Source organism: Pantoea sp. YR525 (assembly GCF_900116775.1).
GTDB classification, from domain to species: Bacteria; Pseudomonadota; Gammaproteobacteria; order Enterobacterales; family Enterobacteriaceae; genus Pantoea; species Pantoea symbiotica.
This window is the reverse complement of the sequence record NZ_FPBU01000004.1, coordinates 242061-259389: the sequence shown is the minus strand read 5'-3', so window position 1 is coordinate 259389 and position 17329 is coordinate 242061. Positions and strand designations below refer to the sequence as shown.

Sequence of the window (17329 nt, the reverse complement as noted above, 5' to 3'; positions counted from 1 at the left end):
TTAAGGTATGCGCCTCAATGTTTATCAGCCTTTTCTGACCCCAGCACAGAGCCATGAGTAAAAAAACGCCGTTAAGCCAGGACGATCAGCAGATGTTCCGCCAGTTGATGACCGGAACGCGCAAGCTGAAACAGGACACCATCGTGCACAAACCGGTGGTGAAAACGCGCGAACTGCCGTTGAAACGCCTGATATCAGAGCAAGCCGATAATAGTCATTATTTCTCTGACGAGTTTCAGCCGCTGCTTTCCAGCGAAGGTCCGGTACGCTACGTGCGCACTGATGTCAGCCATTACGAGCAGAAAAAGTTACGTCGTGGCGATTACACGCCGGAAATTTTTCTCGATCTGCATGGCTTAACGCAGATGCAGGCCAAGCAGGAGCTCGGCGCGCTGATCGCTGCCTGTCGTCGTGAGCATCTGTTCTGCGCCAGCGTCATGACCGGGCACGGTAAACACATCCTCAAGCAGCAAACACCGCTGTGGCTGGCACAACATCCGCATGTGATGGCGTTTCATCAGGCACCGAAAATGTTCGGCGGCGACGCCGCGCTGCTGGTACTGATAGAAGTAGAAGAGTGGCAGCCGCCTGAATTGCCGTGACGTGCCGCACTACAAAAGGATAGGGCCGCGAATGCGGCCCACAGAGAAGTGTGTAACTTCAGAGAATTAGATTGCTTTAGCCAGTTTTGACGGGCTGACCTGCCACTCCAGCTTGCCTTCGCAGGCATCTGCATCAAAGTCCACACAGGCTATCGCGGAGGTGGCGAACATCGGCGGCGCTTCCTGCGGGCAGAGTTCAGACACTAAATAACCCACCAGCGGCAGATGCGAAATCACCAGCGCCGATTTAACCCCTTTCTGCGCCAGCACCTGCAAATAGCTGGCTACCATCGCGGGATCGCCGCCTGGCGTCAGTTCCGGCAACACATCCTGCCCTTCCGGCAAATTCAGCGTTTCACGTACCGTTGCCAGCGTTTGCTCGGCGCGCAGATACGGACTCACTAATACCCGATCGATTGCTGGCGTTTTACTGTTGAGCCAACTCGCCATCGCTCTCGATTCATCACAGCCACAGAGGGTGAGAGGTCGAACTGAATCACTCGCTGCTTCCAGAGCTGCGTCGCCATGACGCATGATAAAAACTTGCATAAAGCACCGCTGTTGTTTGTCGATATCGCCCGGTACCACAGCACCAGACGCTTCATTCTGCGAATGAACGGTGTGTTTTACCCCAATGGCTTCAGTATAGTCAACCGGTTGTTTATTAAATAAGCATATCTCAGAATGGTGCTGCGCTTACCGCTGCGCAGCCCTCTGACTAACCCGCTGAATCTGTGCGCCTATTCACGATTGTGCAGAAGTGTAAAAATTCGTTTGCTGTTCTGACATTGCGATCAGCGCCTCACTCGGCGTAAAACGTTCGCCGTGTTGCTGCATTAATGAGCTTAATGCTTTAACGATATCGCCAATGCCGCGCTGATCCATATAGCGGAACGGACCGCCGAGGAACGGCGGGAAACCGATGCCAAATACCGCTGCAATATCGCCATCGCGCGCGTTGCGAATCACCGCTGCATCCAGACAACGTGCCGCTTCGTTCAGCATCATCAATACGCAGCGCTCGGCGATCTGCGCTTCGCTCTGCTTCGCCTGCGGTTTGATGTTCAACAGCGTGTAGATTGACGCATCAGCTTTGCGCTTGCCCGGCCAGCGCGAACGTTGGTAGAGGTAGAACCCTTTGTGGTTCTTACGCCCTTTGCGGCCGTCAGCCAGAATGGCATTCGCGGCGTTGGGTGCGCTGAAGCGAGAACCGTAAGCCTGCTCGAGAATCGGGCTGATTTTGCTGCCGACATCAATGCCCACTTCGTCCAGCAGCTGCAGCGGCCCAACCGGAAAACCGAATTTCACTAAAGCACGATCGATATGCTCAATCGGCTCACCTTCCTGCAAACAGTGCATCGCTTCATTTATATAGGGCGCGAGAATGCGGTTTACATAAAAGCCAGGACGATCTGCTACCACCACCGCTGTTTTGCCCTGCTGACGCGCCAGCTGCACCGTGTTCGCCAGCGTTTGCGCCGAGGTATTGGCGTGCGGAATCACCTCCACCAGCGGCATTTTGTCCACCGGGCTGAAGTAATGCAGGCCGATAATATTTTCCGGTCGCTGCGCATGGGCGGCAATGTCGGCAATCGGTAGCGACGAGGTATTGGAGGCGAATATGGTGTGCGGCTGGCAATGACTTTCGATTTCGCTGACCATCTGCTGCTTGAGCGCCAGATCCTCAAATACCGCTTCGATCACCAGATCGCGCTGGCTGAACCCTTGATAATCGATGCCGCCGCTGATGCGCGCCATCTGCTGCTGACGTTCAGCCGCTTTCAGCTGACGCCGCTTCACCTTGTTGCTCAACAAGTCCCAGCTGTATTGCAGCGCATGATTCACGCCATTGAGATTGATGTCTTTAATGCGCACCGGCAAACCGGCTTTCAGCGCCGTGACGCTGGCGATGCCGCCGCCCATCAATCCGCCGCCAAGCACGCCAATCTGCTTCAGCGCTTGCGGTTCAACACTCGCCATCGACTCTTTCTTTAAGGCGGTAGAGGCGAAGAACAGGCTGCGCAGCGCGGCCGATTCTGGCGTCATCGCCAGTTGACCAAAAGCGCGCGCTTCCGCTTCGTGCCCGGCGCTGCTGCCCTGCTCCAGACCGATGCGCACCACTTCAAGAATACGGTCAGCCGCAGGATAGTTGCCCTGGGTTTTGCTGTGGGTTTGACGCTGTGCCAGTGAAAAAAGCACCTGACGCGCAATCGGCCCCTGCAGCAAACGATCGCGGCGCGAAAGTTCACGGCGAGCGCCTTTTCCTTTATGTACGCGCGCAATCGCCGTTTCCAGCAGAATCGATTGCGGCACCGCGTCATCCACAATCCCGAGTTTGAGCGCCTGTTTGGCGCGCAGCTGTTTGCCAGTGAGAATCAGTGGCAGCGCCTGCTGCAAGCCAATCAGGCGCGGCAAACGTTGCGTACCGCCAGAACCCGGCAGCAAACCGAGCTGTACTTCCGGCAAACCGAGGCGCGTTTTGTCATCCAGCGAACAGATGCGCGCATCGCAGGCCAGCGCCAGCTCGAGGCCGCCGCCAAGGCAGGCACCGTGAATCGCCGCCACCACCGGAAACGGCAGAGCGGCAATCATCGCCATCACATCTTGTCCCTGCTTTGCCAGCGCTTCAGCTTCTTCAGCTGTTTTGCAGCTGGCGATCATGCTGATATCTGCACCGGCAACAAAGTTGTCTGGCTTGCCGGAGATCAACACTAATCCGGCTAAATCCTGATGGCTGCGCGCTTCATCCAGCACCGCTTTGATCTGCGGCACAAACTCGTCCTTCAGCGTGTTCATCTTCTCGCCTGGCACATCGATGGTAATCACACCAACGTGGTCGAGGCGCATATGTAAATGAAAGGCAGATTCGCTCATTATTCGGCCTCCAGAACCATTGCCGTGCCCAGGCCGCCCGCCGCGCAGGCGGTGACCAATCCTAAACCGCCGCCGCGCCGCCGCAGTTCGTGTAGCGTTTGCGTGATCATGCGCGCGCCGGTGGCGGCAAACGGGTGACCATAAGCAATCGATCCGCCGAGCACGTTAAAGCGTTCTTCATTCACTTCGCCCAGCGCATGCGGACGATTCAACACCTCACGCGCAAAGCGTTCATCACGGAACATTTTCAGGTTCGCTAAGGTTTGTGCGGCAAAGGCTTCATGCATATCAATCAGCGTCAGATCGTTGAGCGTAATGCCAGCGCGGTCCAGCGCCAGCGGCGAGGCGTAGGCTGGTCCGAGCAGCATGTCCTGCCAGACATCAATCGCCGTGAAGGCGTAGCTGCGCAGATAGCCGAGCGGCTGAATGCCGAGTTCGCGTGCGCGCCCTTCGCGCATCAGGATCACTGCCGCCGCGCCATCGGTCAGCGGCGTGCTGTTGGCGGCGGTCACTGAACCGTGGCGACGATCAAATGCCGGACGCAGTTTGGCGTAATCGGCAGCGCTGGCGTTGAAGCGAATGTTGTTGTCCTGCTCAATGGGCGCTTTCCACGGCGGTACAAACGCCGGCATCACTTCCTGGCTTAGCACGCCCGATTGCCAGGCGCGCGCCGCATGCTGGTGCGAACGCAGCGCTAACGCATCCTGCTGTTCACGCGTTATGCCGTGGCTTTTCGCCATCTGCTCGGCGGTATCGCCCATGCGTAATCCGGTTGAATACTCCGCCACCGCCGGTGGCACTGGCAACAAATCGCGCGGACGCAAACGACGCAGGATGCTGAGTTTTTGGCTGAAACTGCGCGCTTTGTTGAGATCCACCAGCGCACGCGCCAGCGTCTTACTGACGCCAATCGGCAGCACCGAGGATGAATCCGCGCCACCGGCAATGCCGACATCAATGGTGCCCGCCATCAAACTTTCCGTCACGTTTGCCACCGCCTGAAAACTGGTGGCGCAGGCGCGACTGACGCTATACGCATCGGTATGCACGCTTAATCCGCTGCTCAGAACAATTTCACGCGCAATATTAGGCGCTTCAGGCATCTGCACCACCTGGCCAAACACCAGTTGATCGATAACCTCGACCGGTAATTCACTGCGCGCCATCAGTTCGCTGATCACCATACGCCCCAGCTCCAGCGCGGGAATGCCGTGAAAATCGGTCGCCTGACGGGCAAAAGGGGTGCGTAATCCGTGGGTTATGGCGATACGTTCGCCCTGACGCGTCAGCAGCGGCTGCGCTTTGCTCATTGCAATCACCTGTAATTTTCGACCGGGGCATCATTGCCAAACAGGTCTGACCTGATCATCAGTGTTAACTAAGTGTTGCTAAGTAGCCAATAAGCAGAGGAAAAAAGTGCGAGGGAATACACGAAAATGAGTTAAGGCTGCCGAAGGGGTTTCGGCAGCGGCGGGATTAGCGTAGGCCGAGTTGGAAAATCAGGGTTTCCGCCTGGCAGGCAAAGGTGAAGTCGATAGACAGGCGCACCGCGTCGCCTTCGTTGGCAAATTCTGCACGAATATCGCAGGGTTCGGATTCCACCTGACGCGCGCGCTCCGTCAAATGCGCTAGCATCGCATCCGCTGCATGACGATCGGCAAACACGCCAGACCAACTCGCGGTGCAATCGGTATTGTCCATCACGGTTCCCACATCTACGCAGCAGCAGGCGGCCGTTTCGTTCGCACTACATTTTTTAATGGCATCAGTCATGGTTTTCTCCTGACGATAAATTCAACACAATCGGATCATTTTCTGCCGCAAAGTGTACGCCTGCTGGGTTTTCACATCCACGATCAAGCCGCTAAGTGACGAATATCACACTAAAAATTGATCCAGAACAAAATTGAAAGCTATGTTGAAGGCGAACCGCTAAGATTTTGTTAAGCAGATCTGATTTTATCGATCAAATCAGAAATATTTAAAAAACAATATTGCAACAAATACACAGGTCGGACCTATACTCGTCGCACTGGTCTGATATGTGGTTTTGACGTCAGTCCCTACAATTCGCCGCTCTTTGTTACGCGACGTAACAACGTTAAATAATAAATCTAGATGAGGTTGTGGTCATGAACCATAAAAACCTGTTTGCAAAGTCAGCTGTGGCAGCTGCAGTAACGCTCGTCTGTTCTCATGTTTACGCCGCGGGCTTTCAACTGAATGAATTCTCAGCAATTGGTTTAGGTCGTGCGTATTCCGGTGAAGGTGCGATGGGTGATACCGCCGCCTCTGCCAGCCGTAACCCGGCAACCATGGCGTTAATGGATCGCCCTTCTTTCTCGATTGGTGCGGTTTATATTGATCCTGAAGTCGATATTAGCGGTCAGAGTCCGTCTGGTCGCAGCCTTGATGCCAAGAATATTGCGCCAAATCAGTGGATCCCTAATCTTCACTACGTGCATCCGATTAACGATCAGTGGTGGATTGGTGCGTCTGCAACCTCCAACTATGGTCTGGCAACAGAATTTAATAATGGCTATACCGCAGGTGGTTATGGCGGCAAAACCGACCTGATGACCGGCAACTTTAATATCAGCACCGCTTATCGACTGAATGAGAATTTCAGCTTCGGTATCGGCTTTGATGCAGTTTATGCCAAGGCGAAAATTGAGCGTTATGCCGGTGAATCTGGCGCAGCGCTAGGCATTCCTGCCGATACCCAAATTGCCCATTTAAAGGGCGATGAGTGGGGCTACGGCTGGAACGCCGGTATTTTGTATGAAGTGGATAAGAACAACCGCTTCGGTTTCACTTATCGCTCAGAAGTTAAAATCGACTTTGACGGCGATTACAAAAGCAGTCTGCCGGGTTACGTGAACTCCCTGCCACAGGCGCAGCTGTTAGGCCTGCCTTACGGTACCGGCGGCTCAACCATTCCGGGTTCTCTGACGCTGAATCTGCCTGAGATGTGGGAATTGTCCGGCTACCATAAAGTCGCACCACAATGGGCGGTTCACTATAGCCTCACGTATACCAGCTGGAGCCAATTCCAGGAGCTGAAAGCCACCGGCAGCAATGGCCAGACGCTGTTCTATAAGGATGAAGGCTTCCACGATGCCTACCGCATCGCGTTAGGTACCTCGTACTTCTATGACGACAACTGGACCTTCCGTACCGGTATCGCCTTTGATGACAGCCCGGTTCCGGCCGATAAGCGCTCTATCTCCATCCCGGATCAGGATCGTCTGTGGCTGAGCGCCGGTGCGTCATACGCGTTCAATGAAGATGCTTCCGTCGACTTGGGTATTTCTTACATGCACGGTCAGAAAGTCACCGTCAAAGAAGGCCCGTATACCTTTAACTCTGAAGGTAAAGCCTGGCTATACGGCGCGAACTTTAACTACAAGTTCTGATGTGCAGATAGCAATGAAAACGGCGACAGTGATGTCGCCGTTTTTTTATTATTGATCCTGCATGCGATTTAGTACCGGCCAGTGAGCCGCGAGAAAATCCACAAAGCAGCGCACGCGCGGCGACAGATAACGGCTGGCGGGCCAGATAGCAGAAAAACGGCTCTCCCGCACGCAACTGCCCGGCAACACTTCCTGTAACTCGCCTCTTTTCAGCAGCTCACCCACGACAAAATCCGGCACATAGCTGATGCCCATTCCTGCCAGAGTGCTATGCACCATCGCTTCGATGTTGTTGACGGTTAATAATTTTAGCGGCTGGAATTCGCCAGTCACACGCAAATCCGCCAGCTCCCAGCTTTGAAGTAAGCCGGTTGCCGGGAAGCGAAACAGAATGCAGTGATGTCGGGCTAACTCATCGCTGCGCTTTGGTGGCTGATGGCTTTGCAAATAGCCAGGACTGGCGCACAATACAAAGCGAAACGCGCCCAGCGTGCGCGCCTGCAGGCGTGAATCCTGCATTTCACCGCTGCGAATCGCCACATCAAATCCTTCATCAATGACGTTCACCAGACGATCGCTAAAATCCAACTCCAGTTCAATATCCGGATAAAGCCGGCTGAAGTGCGGCAGCAACGGCGTGATCAGCCGATAACCAACCACCGGCAGCGAAATGCGCAGTTTGCCACTGGGATGGCTTACCGCCTGAGTGATCTCCGCTTCGACATCGCGAATTTGTTCGAGGATAAGCCGCGATCGCTCCAGCAACAATGCGCCCTCAGCCGTCAGGCTGACACTGCGCGTACTGCGATGGAACAGGCGCACGCCGAGCTGCTGCTCTAAACGTGCCACATTCTTCCCCACCGCAGACGCGGAAATGCCAAGCAGGTGCGCCGCTTGCACAAAACTCAGCGTCTCTGCAGTACGCACAAAGGAAGTTAACGACGTCAAACTGTCCATGCTGATAAACCTTTTGTCCGCAAAGAATGGATATCCACCCCATTTATTCATCTTTATATCCGCAATAGCATCCTTCGTCATCCCTTCACTTTTTGCGAGACCCTTTGATGACGGAAATCAGTACGGCACTTACTATCAGCGCTAAAAGCAGTGCAACGCTGGCGATTCTGCTGGCAGCGTTATTATTGCCACTGAGTTTTACCGGCGGTGTTGTGACAACACCGGCGATCAGTCACGAACTGCAGGGCGGACCGCTTTCTCTGGCCTGGCTGACCAACGGCTTTATGCTGACCTTCGGCAGCGGTCTGCTTGCTGCAGGCGTCGCCGCCGATAAGCTCAGCTACAAACGCATTTTTATCGCCGGTCTGGCGCTGTTCGCTGTTAGTTCTCTTTTGATTTTTCTCACCCAAAGTGCGTTTGCCCTCGGCGTCTATCGCGCGCTGCAAGGCATTGCCGCCGCCATGACGTTAGCGGGAGGCGCTACCGCGCTGGCGCATCTACACAGTGGTAATGCGCATACGCGGGTGTTCAGTTTGCTCGGTACGCTGTTTGGTGTCGGATTGGCATTTGGTCCGTTGATGATGGGATTGATTACCGATGGATTTGGCTGGCGCTGGGTTTATCTGGTGCTGGCGTTAATAGCCACGCTCATCGCGTTAACCAGCCAGCTATTCCTCGCCGCACCGCAGGTGCGCGCATCCGGACCTGTGGATATGCGCGGCACCGCGCTATTCAGCATGGCGCTGCTGGCCTTCACCATTGCGCTAATTCTGCTGCCGCAATACGGCGCGATTTCATGGCCGCTGCTGCTGTGCGCAGTATTAACGCTGCTGACGGGCGGGGAATTTTATCGTCATACCAAGCGGGCTGAGATGCCGGTGTTTAGTTTGACGCTGCTGCGCCAGCCGCACTTTGCTGGCGTGCTATTGCTGCCCGTCGCCACCTGTTACTGCTATGTGGTGCTGCTGATTGTTATCCCACTGTTTTTGATGGGCGCACAGGGATTGAGCGAAACGCAAAGCGCCGTCACTTTGCTGTCACTGACCGCGCCGATGCTGATTTTTCCGGGTATCGCGGCCTGGCTAACACGCTGGTTCCGTGCTGGCAATGTAGCGGTATTTGGCTTGCTACTGGCGACATTGGGATTGCTGGGCATGGCGCAGGCCATCGCAACTGCCGATATCACCGGATTAAGTATCGCGATGTTCGTTACCGGTGCAGGCGCGGCGTTGCCCTGGGGTTTGATGGATGGATTGGCGGTTTCTGCCGTATCGGTAGAACAAGCGGGCATGGCGGCCGGTTTGTTTAATACGGTACGTGTGGCCGGTGAAGGTATTGCGCTGGCGGTAGTGATGGCGCTGCTGACGCTGTTCAATCAGTGGCAACTTCACCAGACATTACCTGCGCTGGACGCCAGCACACACGAGGCCGTTGCTGGCTGGCTTTCCGGTAGCCATATCGCAGAAGCCAGCAAGTTGCTGCCGCAACTGACGGTTCGCGAACTGGTGCACAATGTTCAATATGCTTATCAGGTTTTGTTGTACGGATTAGCGGCGATCACGCTTGTGTGTACAGGGATGATTGGATTTTTACTGACACGGCCAACGCTACCGAGATAAAAAAATGGCGACTCAATGAGTCGCCTTTTTTTATTGCGAATCGATATCTTTCAGATCATCCTGAATCGCACTGGCGTTCGGATTATCTTCCGGCTTCAGCTTGCCACCGTTGGCGATAAAGTCATGTCGCTGGAAGTAGGCATTACGAATGAAGGCATATGGATCTTGCTGCTGACGCAAAATGGCGTCCGAATCCAGCAACTGCGCACGGGTTTCAATCCCTTCCAGCGTCCATTTGCCCACCGAGATCGGCCAGCTCAGCCAGCTTAGTACCGGATAGAGCGTATCAACGAAGTCACCGCCATCTTCACGGATGGTGAAGCTGCCGTAGGCCGGCAATTCAACATACGGACCATAACCGACGCCATAACGTCCCAGCGTGCTACCAAAGCGATGCGGCACTTCACGCGCCAGCTCCGGATTGGCTTTGCCTGCCACGTCGATAAAGCCACCCAGCCCTAACACGGTGTTCAGGAAGAAGCGGGTAAAGTGGATACCTGCCTGGCGCGGCTCACCAACCAGAATGGCGTTGACCATGCTGGCAGGCTCTTCAACGTTAGCTAATACATTACTTATGCCGCTACGTGCCGGCACCGGCACATAATCGCGCCAGGCTACCGCCACCGGGCGTAGAACATACGGATCCAGCACGTTGTAGTTGAAGTTAAACATCGTGCGGTTAAAGCCTTCCAGCGGATCGCTGCGCTGCGCAGGTTCCGTATTGTCAGCCGGTTTTGAGCTGGCACAACCCACCAGCAGTAAGCTGGCTAACGCCAAACCGGTCAGGCGGTTATTCATTCTTCTCTCCCTGTGCGGATCAGTAAGGTATCGCTTCAGGGCTGCTGTTGATTAATTTCCACAGCCAGTTGCTGATGACCATTCCAGGGTGTGACCGCGCTTAATCCAAACCAGTCACCTGACTGCGGATTGGCACTGCCGTCGCGCGAAATACGCACCCTGACTTGCACCTGATGCTGCGCCGATAGCAGGCGATCGGGCATCATGGCATTGCTGTCATCCAGCGTGAGCGATAACGGGAAGTGGCTCAGCGGTAAACGCTTCACAGCCACAGGCACCGGTGAAACACCGTCAGACACAGAAATATACAACACTCCGCCTTGCGGTAACATTTTTTCTGCCTGCGGCGTCAAATTCACCGTCAATGCCAGATTGCTATTTTGCTGTCCCGCGTCAGTTTTCGCTTGTTCAATGCTGCGCTCGATCATGGTGATGCGGCGATCGCCTGCCGGTAACAGTTTCAGCATCACCTGCCACGCACCAATCGCCTCGTTGTACTGCTGCTGTTCAAAGGCGTTAAACGCCAGCAGACTCAGCGTGCGCACATCGCTGTGATCGCGTTTCAGCAGTTCTTTCAACAATACGTTGGCCTGACGGTTATCCTGCGGATCGCTGGAGCGCGTCAGCACTTCGGCGTAATCCTGCTGCAGTTCGATATTGTCTGGCGCCAGCTGCAGCGCATGTTCAAATGCCTGGCTGGCATCGGTGGCGTTATTCAGCACCATGCCAAGGCGGCCCAGCATCGCCCAATCGTTGAGGTTTGAAGAGTCATTTTGCAGCGAACTGCGCAGACCCAGCTGCAGACGCGCCAGCTCTTCCATAGTCAGCGGCTGCGCTTTGGGATCCATCACGCGCGCACGTAAGGCAGGATACTCTTGTTGCACGCTAACAAACGCAGTTTGCTGCGCCAGTCCGCCGGTTTTCAGATACATGCCAACCGACACCACCAACAGCACAATCACGCCGGGCAGCAATACCCAGCGGCTACTGCGATGAATGGTTGCTGCATCCTGCTGCGGCACATCGGTTAACAGCGTTTGTTGCAGCTCACGCACCATTTCCGGGCGCTCAGCCACCACGCCCTCTTCTTCATCACGCTCCAGCTCGCGCAGGCGCTGCTGATAAAAATCGGTGTTGAGACGATCGCGATCGCCACTGCTGGCCTCGCGCTGACGCCAGCCGGCACGCAGAAACAGCGCGATAGCCGCCAGCAGTAAAATAATCAGGGTAATCCAGAATCCAGTCATTACGGCTTCCCGTCACGCTTAAGTAACGCCGCAAGGCGCTGTTGTTCACTGTCGTCGAGCTCGCTACGCGCTCTGCCGCGGCGATTGCGCAGAATAATGATCAGCGCGCCCAGCACCACAAACAGTGCTGGACCCACCCACAAAATCAGCGTGGAAGGTGTTACCGGCGGCTCATAGGTCACGAAATTACCGTAACGCGCCACCATGTAATCAATGATCTGCTGGCGATTTTCGCCCTGCTTCATCAACTCGTAGACTTTGAGCCGCATATCCGCCGCGATCATCGCATTGGAATCGGCAATGCTGTTGTTCTGGCATTTCGGGCAACGCAACGATGCGGTGAGATCGCGGTATTGCTCTTCCTGCTGCACCGAATCGAATTGATAAGTATCAATCGCCGCCCACAGGCTAGTGCTGAGCAGTATTCCCGCTAAAAGGAGAAGCAGCCGTTTCATACGCCCGCCTCCTTGCTGTATTTGTCCCACAGCGGTTTCACTTCTTCGAGCCAGACGCGATCGTTCATGTCGCCCGCATGGCGATAACGAATGATGCCTTTACCGTCGATGAGGAAGGTTTCCGGCGCGCCGTAAACGCCTAGATCAAGACCAAGCATCCCGTTGCCGTCATACAGGCTGAGCGCATACGGATTACCCAGCGTGTTCAGCCACGTCACCGCTTTGGTGCGATCGTCCTTATAATTGAGGCCAACCACGCGAATGCCTTTTTCCGCCAGCGTATTGAGGTATTGATGCTCAGCGCGGCAGGTTGGGCACCAGGTCGCCCAGACGTTGAGCAGAATCGGCTTGCCATCGGTCAGCACCTGCTGATCGTAGATTTTGCCGGGCTGATCCAGCGCTTCCAGTTTGAATAATGGAACCGGCTTGCCGATCAGCGCCGATTCAAGACGCGTGGGATCATCGCCGTTGGCGTTGCGCGACAGCTGCCACAGCAGCGCCGCAGCCAGCAGCAGGAAGAGAACTAAAGGGATAAACAGGATTTTTTTGTTCATGCCAGCTCCTCACGCTCTTCTTTTTTACGTGAGCGATAGCGCGGATCGAACAGGCAGAACAAGCCGCCCACCGCCATAAACACGCCGCCGTACCAGATCCAGCGCACAAACGGTTTGTAGTAAATACGCACTGCCCATGAACCGTCGTCCAGCTCTTCGCCCAGCGCCGCATAGAGATCGCGGGTGAAACCGCCGCTGATCGCCGCTTCGGTCATCATGGTGCGCGCGGCTGCATAGAAGCGTTTTTCCGCCTGCATCACCGCTTCCAGCTTACCGTTGCGCGTCACTTCAATCACCGCCACGCCGCCGCTGTAGTTCGGTCCTTGCAGGTTGCGCACGCCGTGGAAGGTAAAGTGGTAATTGTGGATATCGACGTTATCGCCCGCCCTCATGCGTACATCACGCTCAACGCTGTATTGGGTGCTAAAGGCGATACCGACCACGGTCACCGCCACGCCTAAATGCCCCAGCACCATGCCCCAATGGCTGCGCGACAGATGACGCAAACCTTTGAAGAAGGAGTGACGATGGGTGGCGCGCTCGTGCAGTTCCATCAACGTCAGCATGATCACCCAGATCGACATCAGCAGGCCGATAACCGTCATCGCCTCAATGCGATCCTGCAGCAGCCACGGCAGCGCGATCGACAGAACCAGCGTCACCAACAGGCCAACGCCAAGGCGTTTCCACAGTTTCTGCGGCTGGTCACGACGCCAGCGCACCAGCGGACCGATACCGAGCATCAGCGCGAACGGTGCCATCAGCCAGGTAAACATGGTGTTGAAGAACGGCTCGCCCACCGAGATGCTGCCGAGACCCAGCTGTTTATGCACCAGCGGCAGCAGCGTACCGAGTAACACTACCAGCATCGCGGCGATCAGCAGCACGTTGTTACCCAGCAGGAAGGATTCACGTGACCAGGCTTCACTCTGCACACGGCTGCGCACCTGACCGCCTTTCAGCGCATACAGCAGCAGCGAGCTGCCAATCACAATCACCAGGAAGGCGAGGATAAACATGCCGCGCGCCGGATCGGAGGCGAACGAGTGCACGGAAACCAGCACGCCGGAACGCACGAGGAAAGTGCCAAGCAGGCTTAACGAGAACGCGGTAATCGCCAGTAGGACCGTCCACGACTTGAAGCTGCCGCGCTTTTCCGTCACCGCCAGCGAGTGCATCAGCGCGGTACCAGCCAGCCACGGCATAAAGGAGGCGTTTTCGACCGGATCCCAGAACCACCAGCCGCCCCAGCCGAGTTCGTAATAAGCCCACGCTGAACCGAGCACGATGCCGATAGTCAGGAACACCCACGCGGCGGTGGTCCACGGACGTGACCAGCGCGCCCATGCGGTATCCAGACGTCCGGCCATCAGCGAAGCAATGGCAAACGCAAACGCCACCGAGAATCCAACATAGCCCATGTACAGCAGCGGCGGATGGAAGATCAGCCCGATATCCTGCAGCATCGGGTTGAGGTCGCGCCCGTCAATCGGGAAGTTTGGCAACGTACGGGTAAACGGATTCGAGGTCAGAATGATAAACAGCAGGAAGCCAAGGTTAATCATGCCCATCACCGCCAGCACGCGCGCCAGCGCATCCTGCGGCATGCCGCGACTGAAGATCGCTACCGCTAACGTCCAGGTACTGAGCAGCAGCACCCACAACAGTAGTGAACCTTCGTGCGCGCCCCAGGTTGCGGCGATACGATAGTAAACCGGCAACAAGGTGTTGGAGTTGGTGGCGACATAGCCAACGGTGAAATCATTCACCACAAAGGCGTGCACCAACACGGCAAAGGAGGCGGCGACGCAGATGAACATGCCACAGGTTAGCGGGCGCGCCATCGCCATCAAACGCGCATCCTGACGCGCCGCGCCCCACAGCGGATAGACACTCAACAGCAGCGCTAAACCCAGCGCCAGACACAGCAGAAAGCTACCAATCTCCGGCATCATGATTGCGCACCTGACTGCTGATAAGCTGCCGCAGGTCCCGTGTGATTCTTCTTCATGGCATCTTCAATTTCAGGTGGCGTGTATTTTTCATCGTGTTTCGCCAGCACTTCTTTGGCGTTCACCAGATTGCCCTCTTCGAGCACGCCTTGCGCCACCACGCCCTGCCCTTCACGGAACAGGTCCGGCAAAATGCCTTCATAAGTAACACTGACCACGCCGTTGGCGTCATATAGTTTGAAAGAGACCGCGAGGGTTTTCGGATCGCGCTTTACGCTGCCCGGCATCACCATGCCGCCAATGCGCAGGCGCTGGCCCGGCTCAGGCTTCTGATGATCTTCGCCCTTGCCGTTGATAATTTCACTCGGGGTATAAAACAGGTCGATGTTGGAACGCAGCGCGTACATCACCAGCGCGGTCGCCAGGCCAAGCCCGATCAACACCGCGATCGCCACATATAGGCGATTACGACGACGGATATTCACACGGATTCTCCCGCTGCTTCACTGGCAGCTTTTTTCGATTTAGCCGCGCGAATGCGGCGCTCCCTGGACTGACGCTGGCGAATTTCTGCCAGCAAACGGCGGCGGAACAGCACAGTGTGCAGCACCAGGCCGAATAATGGAATCAAGGTGAGGATAACGGCGAGCCAGACGTAAAAGGCATAGCCGCCCATGGCGAAGAAATCGCTCCAGGATGCAAAGGCTGGCGTCATGATTTGCTTCCTCGCTGCGCCACATCAATCGCCCACGGACGATGACGCTCAGTAAACAGAATCAGGTTACGCAGGCGCATCAAGGTCAGCGCACCAAACACCAGAAGATAGCCGAGAATGGACCAGCGCAGCGGTGTACGCATGCTCGGATCGATGGCCTGCTGCAGAATACCGGATGAGCCCTGATGCAGCGTGTTCCACCACTGTACCGAGAAGTGAATGATCGGCAGATTAACCACGCCAACCAGAATCAAAATGCCGGCGGCGCGCCCGGCAGTGCGGCGGTCTTCGAAAGAGTGATAGAGCGCAATTACGCCCATATAGAGGAACAGCAGCACCAGCTCGGATGTCAGACGGGCATCCCAGATCCACCAGGTTCCCCACATTGGTTTACCCCAGGCGGAACCGGTGATCAGCGCGATAAAGGTGAACACCGCGCCAATCGGCGCCATCGCCGCTGAGACCAGATCGGCCATCTTCATCTGCCACACCAGGCCGATAAACGCCGCGATAGCCATTGACGCGTACACGCCCATCGACCACATCGCCGCAGGCACGTGAATGTACATAATCCGGAAGCTGTTGCCCTGCTGATAATCCGCCGGTGCAAAGCCGAAGCCCCAAACCCAACCGAGTAAAAGCGTGCCAACACCCAGCACCGCGAACCACGGAATTAAGCGACCGCATAGCTGGTAAAGCCGCTCAGGCTTTGCCCACTGGTGTAACCATTTCCACATTTTGCATAGCTCACAATAAAGAGAATTCAGGTTTCGGCCGCTCTGAGGCGACACGAATTAATGCAGACTGATACGTAAGGCCGCCGCTGTCGCAAACGGCGACAACGTTGCGCTGACGGCCAGCATCGCGCCGAGAATCGCCAGATAACCACCGATCGGCAATCCCATTCCGGCGGCATCAATCGCCGCGCTGGCGAATATCAGAACCGGTATCGACAACGGCAATACCAGCAAACTCAGTAATACGCCGCCGCGCCGCAGCCCAACGGTTAAACCGGTACCAATCGCGCCGAGAAAGCTCAGAGTTGGCGTGCCAAGTAGCAGCGTTAACGCCATCGCGCGCCAGCCGGCAAAATCCAGCGACAGCAATAAAGCCGCCAGCGGCGACAGTAAAATCAGCGGTAGCCCGGTAATCAGCCAGTGAGCAATCACTTTGCCCAGCACGGTGACCGGCAGCGGCGTTGGCAACAGAAGTAGTTGCTCGAGCGAACCATCAAGAAAATCGTCACGAAACAGCCGTTCCAGCGCCAGCAATGAGGCCAGTAACGCGGCAACCCACGCTACGCCCGGCGCAATGCGCGCCAGCTGCTGCGGCTCCGGTCCGATACCTAACGGAAACAGCGTGATAACAATCAGGAAAAACCACAGCGGATTGATCACTTCCGCGCCGCTGCGAAAGGCGATTTTTAATTCGCGCTGAATGACCCGACCTAACATCAAGCCCACTCCGAAGTAAGACGAATTTTACGCACGCGCGCGCTGTTATCGGGCAGATCCTGATGGGTGGTCAGAATCACCGCTCCGCCGTTATCGGCATGGGTGGCGAATTGCACCATTAATTTTTCTACGCCGCCTTTATCGATGGCGGTTAAGGGCTCATCGAGGATCCATACCGACGCCGGGCTGAGCCACAGGCGGGCTAATGCCACGCGCCGCTGCTGTCCGGCAGAGAGTTGCGCCACCGGCACCTCTTCAAAACCCAGCAGATCGACCTGCTCAAGCGCATCAAAAATCGCATCTTCATTGCTGCTGCCGTGCCAAAAATGCAGGTTCTCCAGCGGTGAGAGTACCGATTTCACGCCGGGGTGATGGCCGAGATAGAGCAGATTTTGTTGCCATATTTCGCGCTGCTGACGAATCGGCTGTGACTGCCACATCACGTCGCCCTCTTCCGCCCGGCTTAATCCCGCCAACAGGCGCAGCAGCGAGGTTTTCCCGGCTCCGTTTGGCCCTTCAATTTGCACAATGTCACCCGGTTGCACACGGAAGCTCAACCCATGAAACAAGGTTCGCTCATCACGAACGCATGAGAGATTAATGACTTCGAGCATAGAAGGGAGAATCACGGCAATGAATGAGGCGGCGATAATACCACATTGAATCTGTGGGCCGAAGTCTGTGAG

18 protein-coding genes are annotated in these 17329 nt (G+C 55.9%); 3 read left to right on the top strand and 15 right to left on the bottom strand.

Translation table 11 applies throughout. The features are described from left to right. The first annotated feature begins 53 nt into the window (after window positions 1-53). Window positions 54-602 carry an endonuclease SmrB gene (gene smrB, locus BM323_RS10115; RefSeq protein ID WP_036647369.1) on the top strand — a complete coding sequence of 183 codons (549 nt, stop codon included), beginning with the start codon at window positions 54-56 and terminating at the stop codon, window positions 600-602. Between the two features lie 66 nt (window positions 603-668). On the opposite strand, the gene sixA is transcribed toward smrB, so the two are convergent. From sixA to BM323_RS10095, 4 genes are all read right to left on the bottom strand, one after another. Continuing rightward, entirely contained in the window at window positions 669-1151 is a 483-nt protein-coding gene (sixA, locus tag BM323_RS10110) for a phosphohistidine phosphatase SixA (protein ID WP_036647371.1), read from the bottom strand. A 195-nt stretch (window positions 1152-1346) separates the two neighbouring features. After that, window positions 1347-3476, bottom strand: a complete 2130-nt coding sequence (fadJ, locus tag BM323_RS10105) for a fatty acid oxidation complex subunit alpha FadJ (protein ID WP_008101269.1) — start codon at window positions 3474-3476, stop codon at window positions 1347-1349. Beyond that, window positions 3476-4786, bottom strand: coding sequence for an acetyl-CoA C-acyltransferase FadI (gene fadI, locus BM323_RS10100; RefSeq protein ID WP_008101272.1), 1311 nt, complete (start codon window positions 4784-4786; stop codon window positions 3476-3478). Before fadI ends, fadJ begins: the two co-directional genes overlap by 1 nt. Before the next feature lie 166 nt (window positions 4787-4952). Further along, window positions 4953-5249 carry a YfcZ/YiiS family protein gene (locus tag BM323_RS10095; protein ID WP_008101274.1) on the bottom strand — a complete coding sequence of 99 codons (297 nt, stop codon included), beginning with the start codon at window positions 5247-5249 and terminating at the stop codon, window positions 4953-4955. Window positions 5250-5608: 359 nt separating this feature from the next. On the opposite strand from BM323_RS10095, the gene fadL reads away from it, so the two are divergent. Beyond that, window positions 5609-6892: a long-chain fatty acid transporter FadL gene (gene fadL, locus BM323_RS10090; protein WP_008101276.1), complete on the top strand. Its 1284-nt coding sequence runs from the start codon at window positions 5609-5611 to the stop codon at window positions 6890-6892. Window positions 6893-6940: 48 nt separating this feature from the next. Here the strand turns inward: fadL and BM323_RS10085 are convergent, their stop codons facing one another. Continuing rightward, on the bottom strand, window positions 6941-7849 hold the full coding sequence (locus tag BM323_RS10085) for a LysR family transcriptional regulator (protein WP_008101278.1): 909 nt from the start codon (window positions 7847-7849) through the stop codon (window positions 6941-6943). A gap of 107 nt (window positions 7850-7956) precedes the next feature. Here BM323_RS10085 and BM323_RS10080 point away from each other — a divergent pair, with 107 nt between their 5' ends. Then, complete coding sequence (locus BM323_RS10080; RefSeq protein ID WP_008101280.1) at window positions 7957-9468, top strand: MFS transporter; 1512 nt, start codon at window positions 7957-7959, stop codon at window positions 9466-9468. A gap of 30 nt (window positions 9469-9498) precedes the next feature. Here BM323_RS10080 and mlaA read toward each other — a convergent pair whose 3' ends face one another. Genes mlaA through ccmA form a run of 10 tightly spaced genes read right to left on the bottom strand, consistent with a single transcriptional unit; the run spans window position 9499 to window position 17257 of the window. Next, a complete protein-coding gene (mlaA, locus tag BM323_RS10075) occupies window positions 9499-10266 on the bottom strand; it encodes a phospholipid-binding lipoprotein MlaA (protein ID WP_061717873.1) in 768 nt (255 codons plus the stop codon). Between the two features lie 35 nt (window positions 10267-10301). After that, window positions 10302-11513 carry a c-type cytochrome biogenesis protein CcmI gene (gene ccmI / locus BM323_RS10070; RefSeq protein WP_008101285.1) on the bottom strand — a complete coding sequence of 404 codons (1212 nt, stop codon included), beginning with the start codon at window positions 11511-11513 and terminating at the stop codon, window positions 10302-10304. Further along, window positions 11513-11968, bottom strand: a complete 456-nt coding sequence (locus tag BM323_RS10065; protein ID WP_008101286.1) for a cytochrome c-type biogenesis protein — start codon at window positions 11966-11968, stop codon at window positions 11513-11515. Before BM323_RS10065 ends, ccmI begins: the two co-directional genes overlap by 1 nt. Continuing rightward, window positions 11965-12522 (bottom strand): DsbE family thiol:disulfide interchange protein, encoded by a 558-nt coding sequence (locus BM323_RS10060; protein ID WP_008101288.1) that lies wholly within the window; start codon window positions 12520-12522, stop codon window positions 11965-11967. Before BM323_RS10060 ends, BM323_RS10065 begins: the two co-directional genes overlap by 4 nt. Next, the gene (locus BM323_RS10055; protein ID WP_008101290.1) at window positions 12519-14477 is read right to left on the bottom strand and encodes a heme lyase CcmF/NrfE family subunit; all 1959 of its coding nucleotides are present in this window, start codon (window positions 14475-14477) and stop codon (window positions 12519-12521) included. The genes BM323_RS10060 and BM323_RS10055 overlap by 4 nt, the downstream gene beginning before the upstream one ends. Further along, window positions 14474-14959, bottom strand: a complete 486-nt coding sequence (ccmE, locus tag BM323_RS10050; protein WP_008101293.1) for a cytochrome c maturation protein CcmE — start codon at window positions 14957-14959, stop codon at window positions 14474-14476. Before ccmE ends, BM323_RS10055 begins: the two co-directional genes overlap by 4 nt. Next, on the bottom strand, window positions 14956-15189 hold the full coding sequence (ccmD, locus tag BM323_RS10045) for a heme exporter protein CcmD (protein ID WP_008101295.1): 234 nt from the start codon (window positions 15187-15189) through the stop codon (window positions 14956-14958). Before ccmD ends, ccmE begins: the two co-directional genes overlap by 4 nt. Continuing rightward, on the bottom strand, window positions 15186-15926 hold the full coding sequence (locus tag BM323_RS10040; protein ID WP_008101296.1) for a heme ABC transporter permease: 741 nt from the start codon (window positions 15924-15926) through the stop codon (window positions 15186-15188). Before BM323_RS10040 ends, ccmD begins: the two co-directional genes overlap by 4 nt. Before the next feature lie 57 nt (window positions 15927-15983). After that, a complete protein-coding gene (ccmB, locus tag BM323_RS10035) occupies window positions 15984-16643 on the bottom strand; it encodes a heme exporter protein CcmB (RefSeq protein ID WP_008101298.1) in 660 nt (219 codons plus the stop codon). Continuing rightward, a complete protein-coding gene (ccmA, locus tag BM323_RS10030; RefSeq protein WP_036647378.1) occupies window positions 16643-17257 on the bottom strand; it encodes a cytochrome c biogenesis heme-transporting ATPase CcmA in 615 nt (204 codons plus the stop codon). Before ccmA ends, ccmB begins: the two co-directional genes overlap by 1 nt. Window positions 17258-17329 lie beyond the last annotated feature (72 nt).

Excerpts from the sequence above, each read along its gene's own strand:
- BM323_RS10040 (WP_008101296.1), bottom strand. The coding sequence starts at position 15,926 with ATGTGGAAATGGTTACACCAGTGGGCAAAGCCTGAGCGGCTTTACCAG.
- fadI (WP_008101272.1), bottom strand. The coding sequence starts at position 4,786 with ATGAGCAAAGCGCAGCCGCTGCTGACGCGTCAGGGCGAACGTATCGCC.
- BM323_RS10095 (WP_008101274.1), bottom strand. The coding sequence starts at position 5,249 with ATGACTGATGCCATTAAAAAATGTAGTGCGAACGAAACGGCCGCCTGC.
- sixA (WP_036647371.1), bottom strand. The coding sequence starts at position 1,151 with ATGCAAGTTTTTATCATGCGTCATGGCGACGCAGCTCTGGAAGCAGCG.
- mlaA (WP_061717873.1), bottom strand. The coding sequence starts at position 10,266 with ATGAATAACCGCCTGACCGGTTTGGCGTTAGCCAGCTTACTGCTGGTG.
- BM323_RS10065 (WP_008101286.1), bottom strand. The coding sequence starts at position 11,968 with ATGAAACGGCTGCTTCTCCTTTTAGCGGGAATACTGCTCAGCACTAGC.
- BM323_RS10060 (WP_008101288.1), bottom strand. The coding sequence starts at position 12,522 with ATGAACAAAAAAATCCTGTTTATCCCTTTAGTTCTCTTCCTGCTGCTG.
- fadJ (WP_008101269.1), bottom strand. The coding sequence starts at position 3,476 with ATGAGCGAATCTGCCTTTCATTTACATATGCGCCTCGACCACGTTGGT.
- ccmD (WP_008101295.1), bottom strand. The coding sequence starts at position 15,189 with ATGACGCCAGCCTTTGCATCCTGGAGCGATTTCTTCGCCATGGGCGGC.
- ccmI (WP_008101285.1), bottom strand. The coding sequence starts at position 11,513 with ATGACTGGATTCTGGATTACCCTGATTATTTTACTGCTGGCGGCTATC.
- fadL (WP_008101276.1), top strand. The coding sequence starts at position 5,609 with ATGAACCATAAAAACCTGTTTGCAAAGTCAGCTGTGGCAGCTGCAGTA.
- smrB (WP_036647369.1), top strand. The coding sequence starts at position 54 with ATGAGTAAAAAAACGCCGTTAAGCCAGGACGATCAGCAGATGTTCCGC.
- BM323_RS10055 (WP_008101290.1), bottom strand. The coding sequence starts at position 14,477 with ATGATGCCGGAGATTGGTAGCTTTCTGCTGTGTCTGGCGCTGGGTTTA.
- BM323_RS10080 (WP_008101280.1), top strand. The coding sequence starts at position 7,957 with ATGACGGAAATCAGTACGGCACTTACTATCAGCGCTAAAAGCAGTGCA.
- ccmA (WP_036647378.1), bottom strand. The coding sequence starts at position 17,257 with ATGCTCGAAGTCATTAATCTCTCATGCGTTCGTGATGAGCGAACCTTG.
- BM323_RS10085 (WP_008101278.1), bottom strand. The coding sequence starts at position 7,849 with ATGGACAGTTTGACGTCGTTAACTTCCTTTGTGCGTACTGCAGAGACG.
- ccmB (WP_008101298.1), bottom strand. The coding sequence starts at position 16,643 with ATGTTAGGTCGGGTCATTCAGCGCGAATTAAAAATCGCCTTTCGCAGC.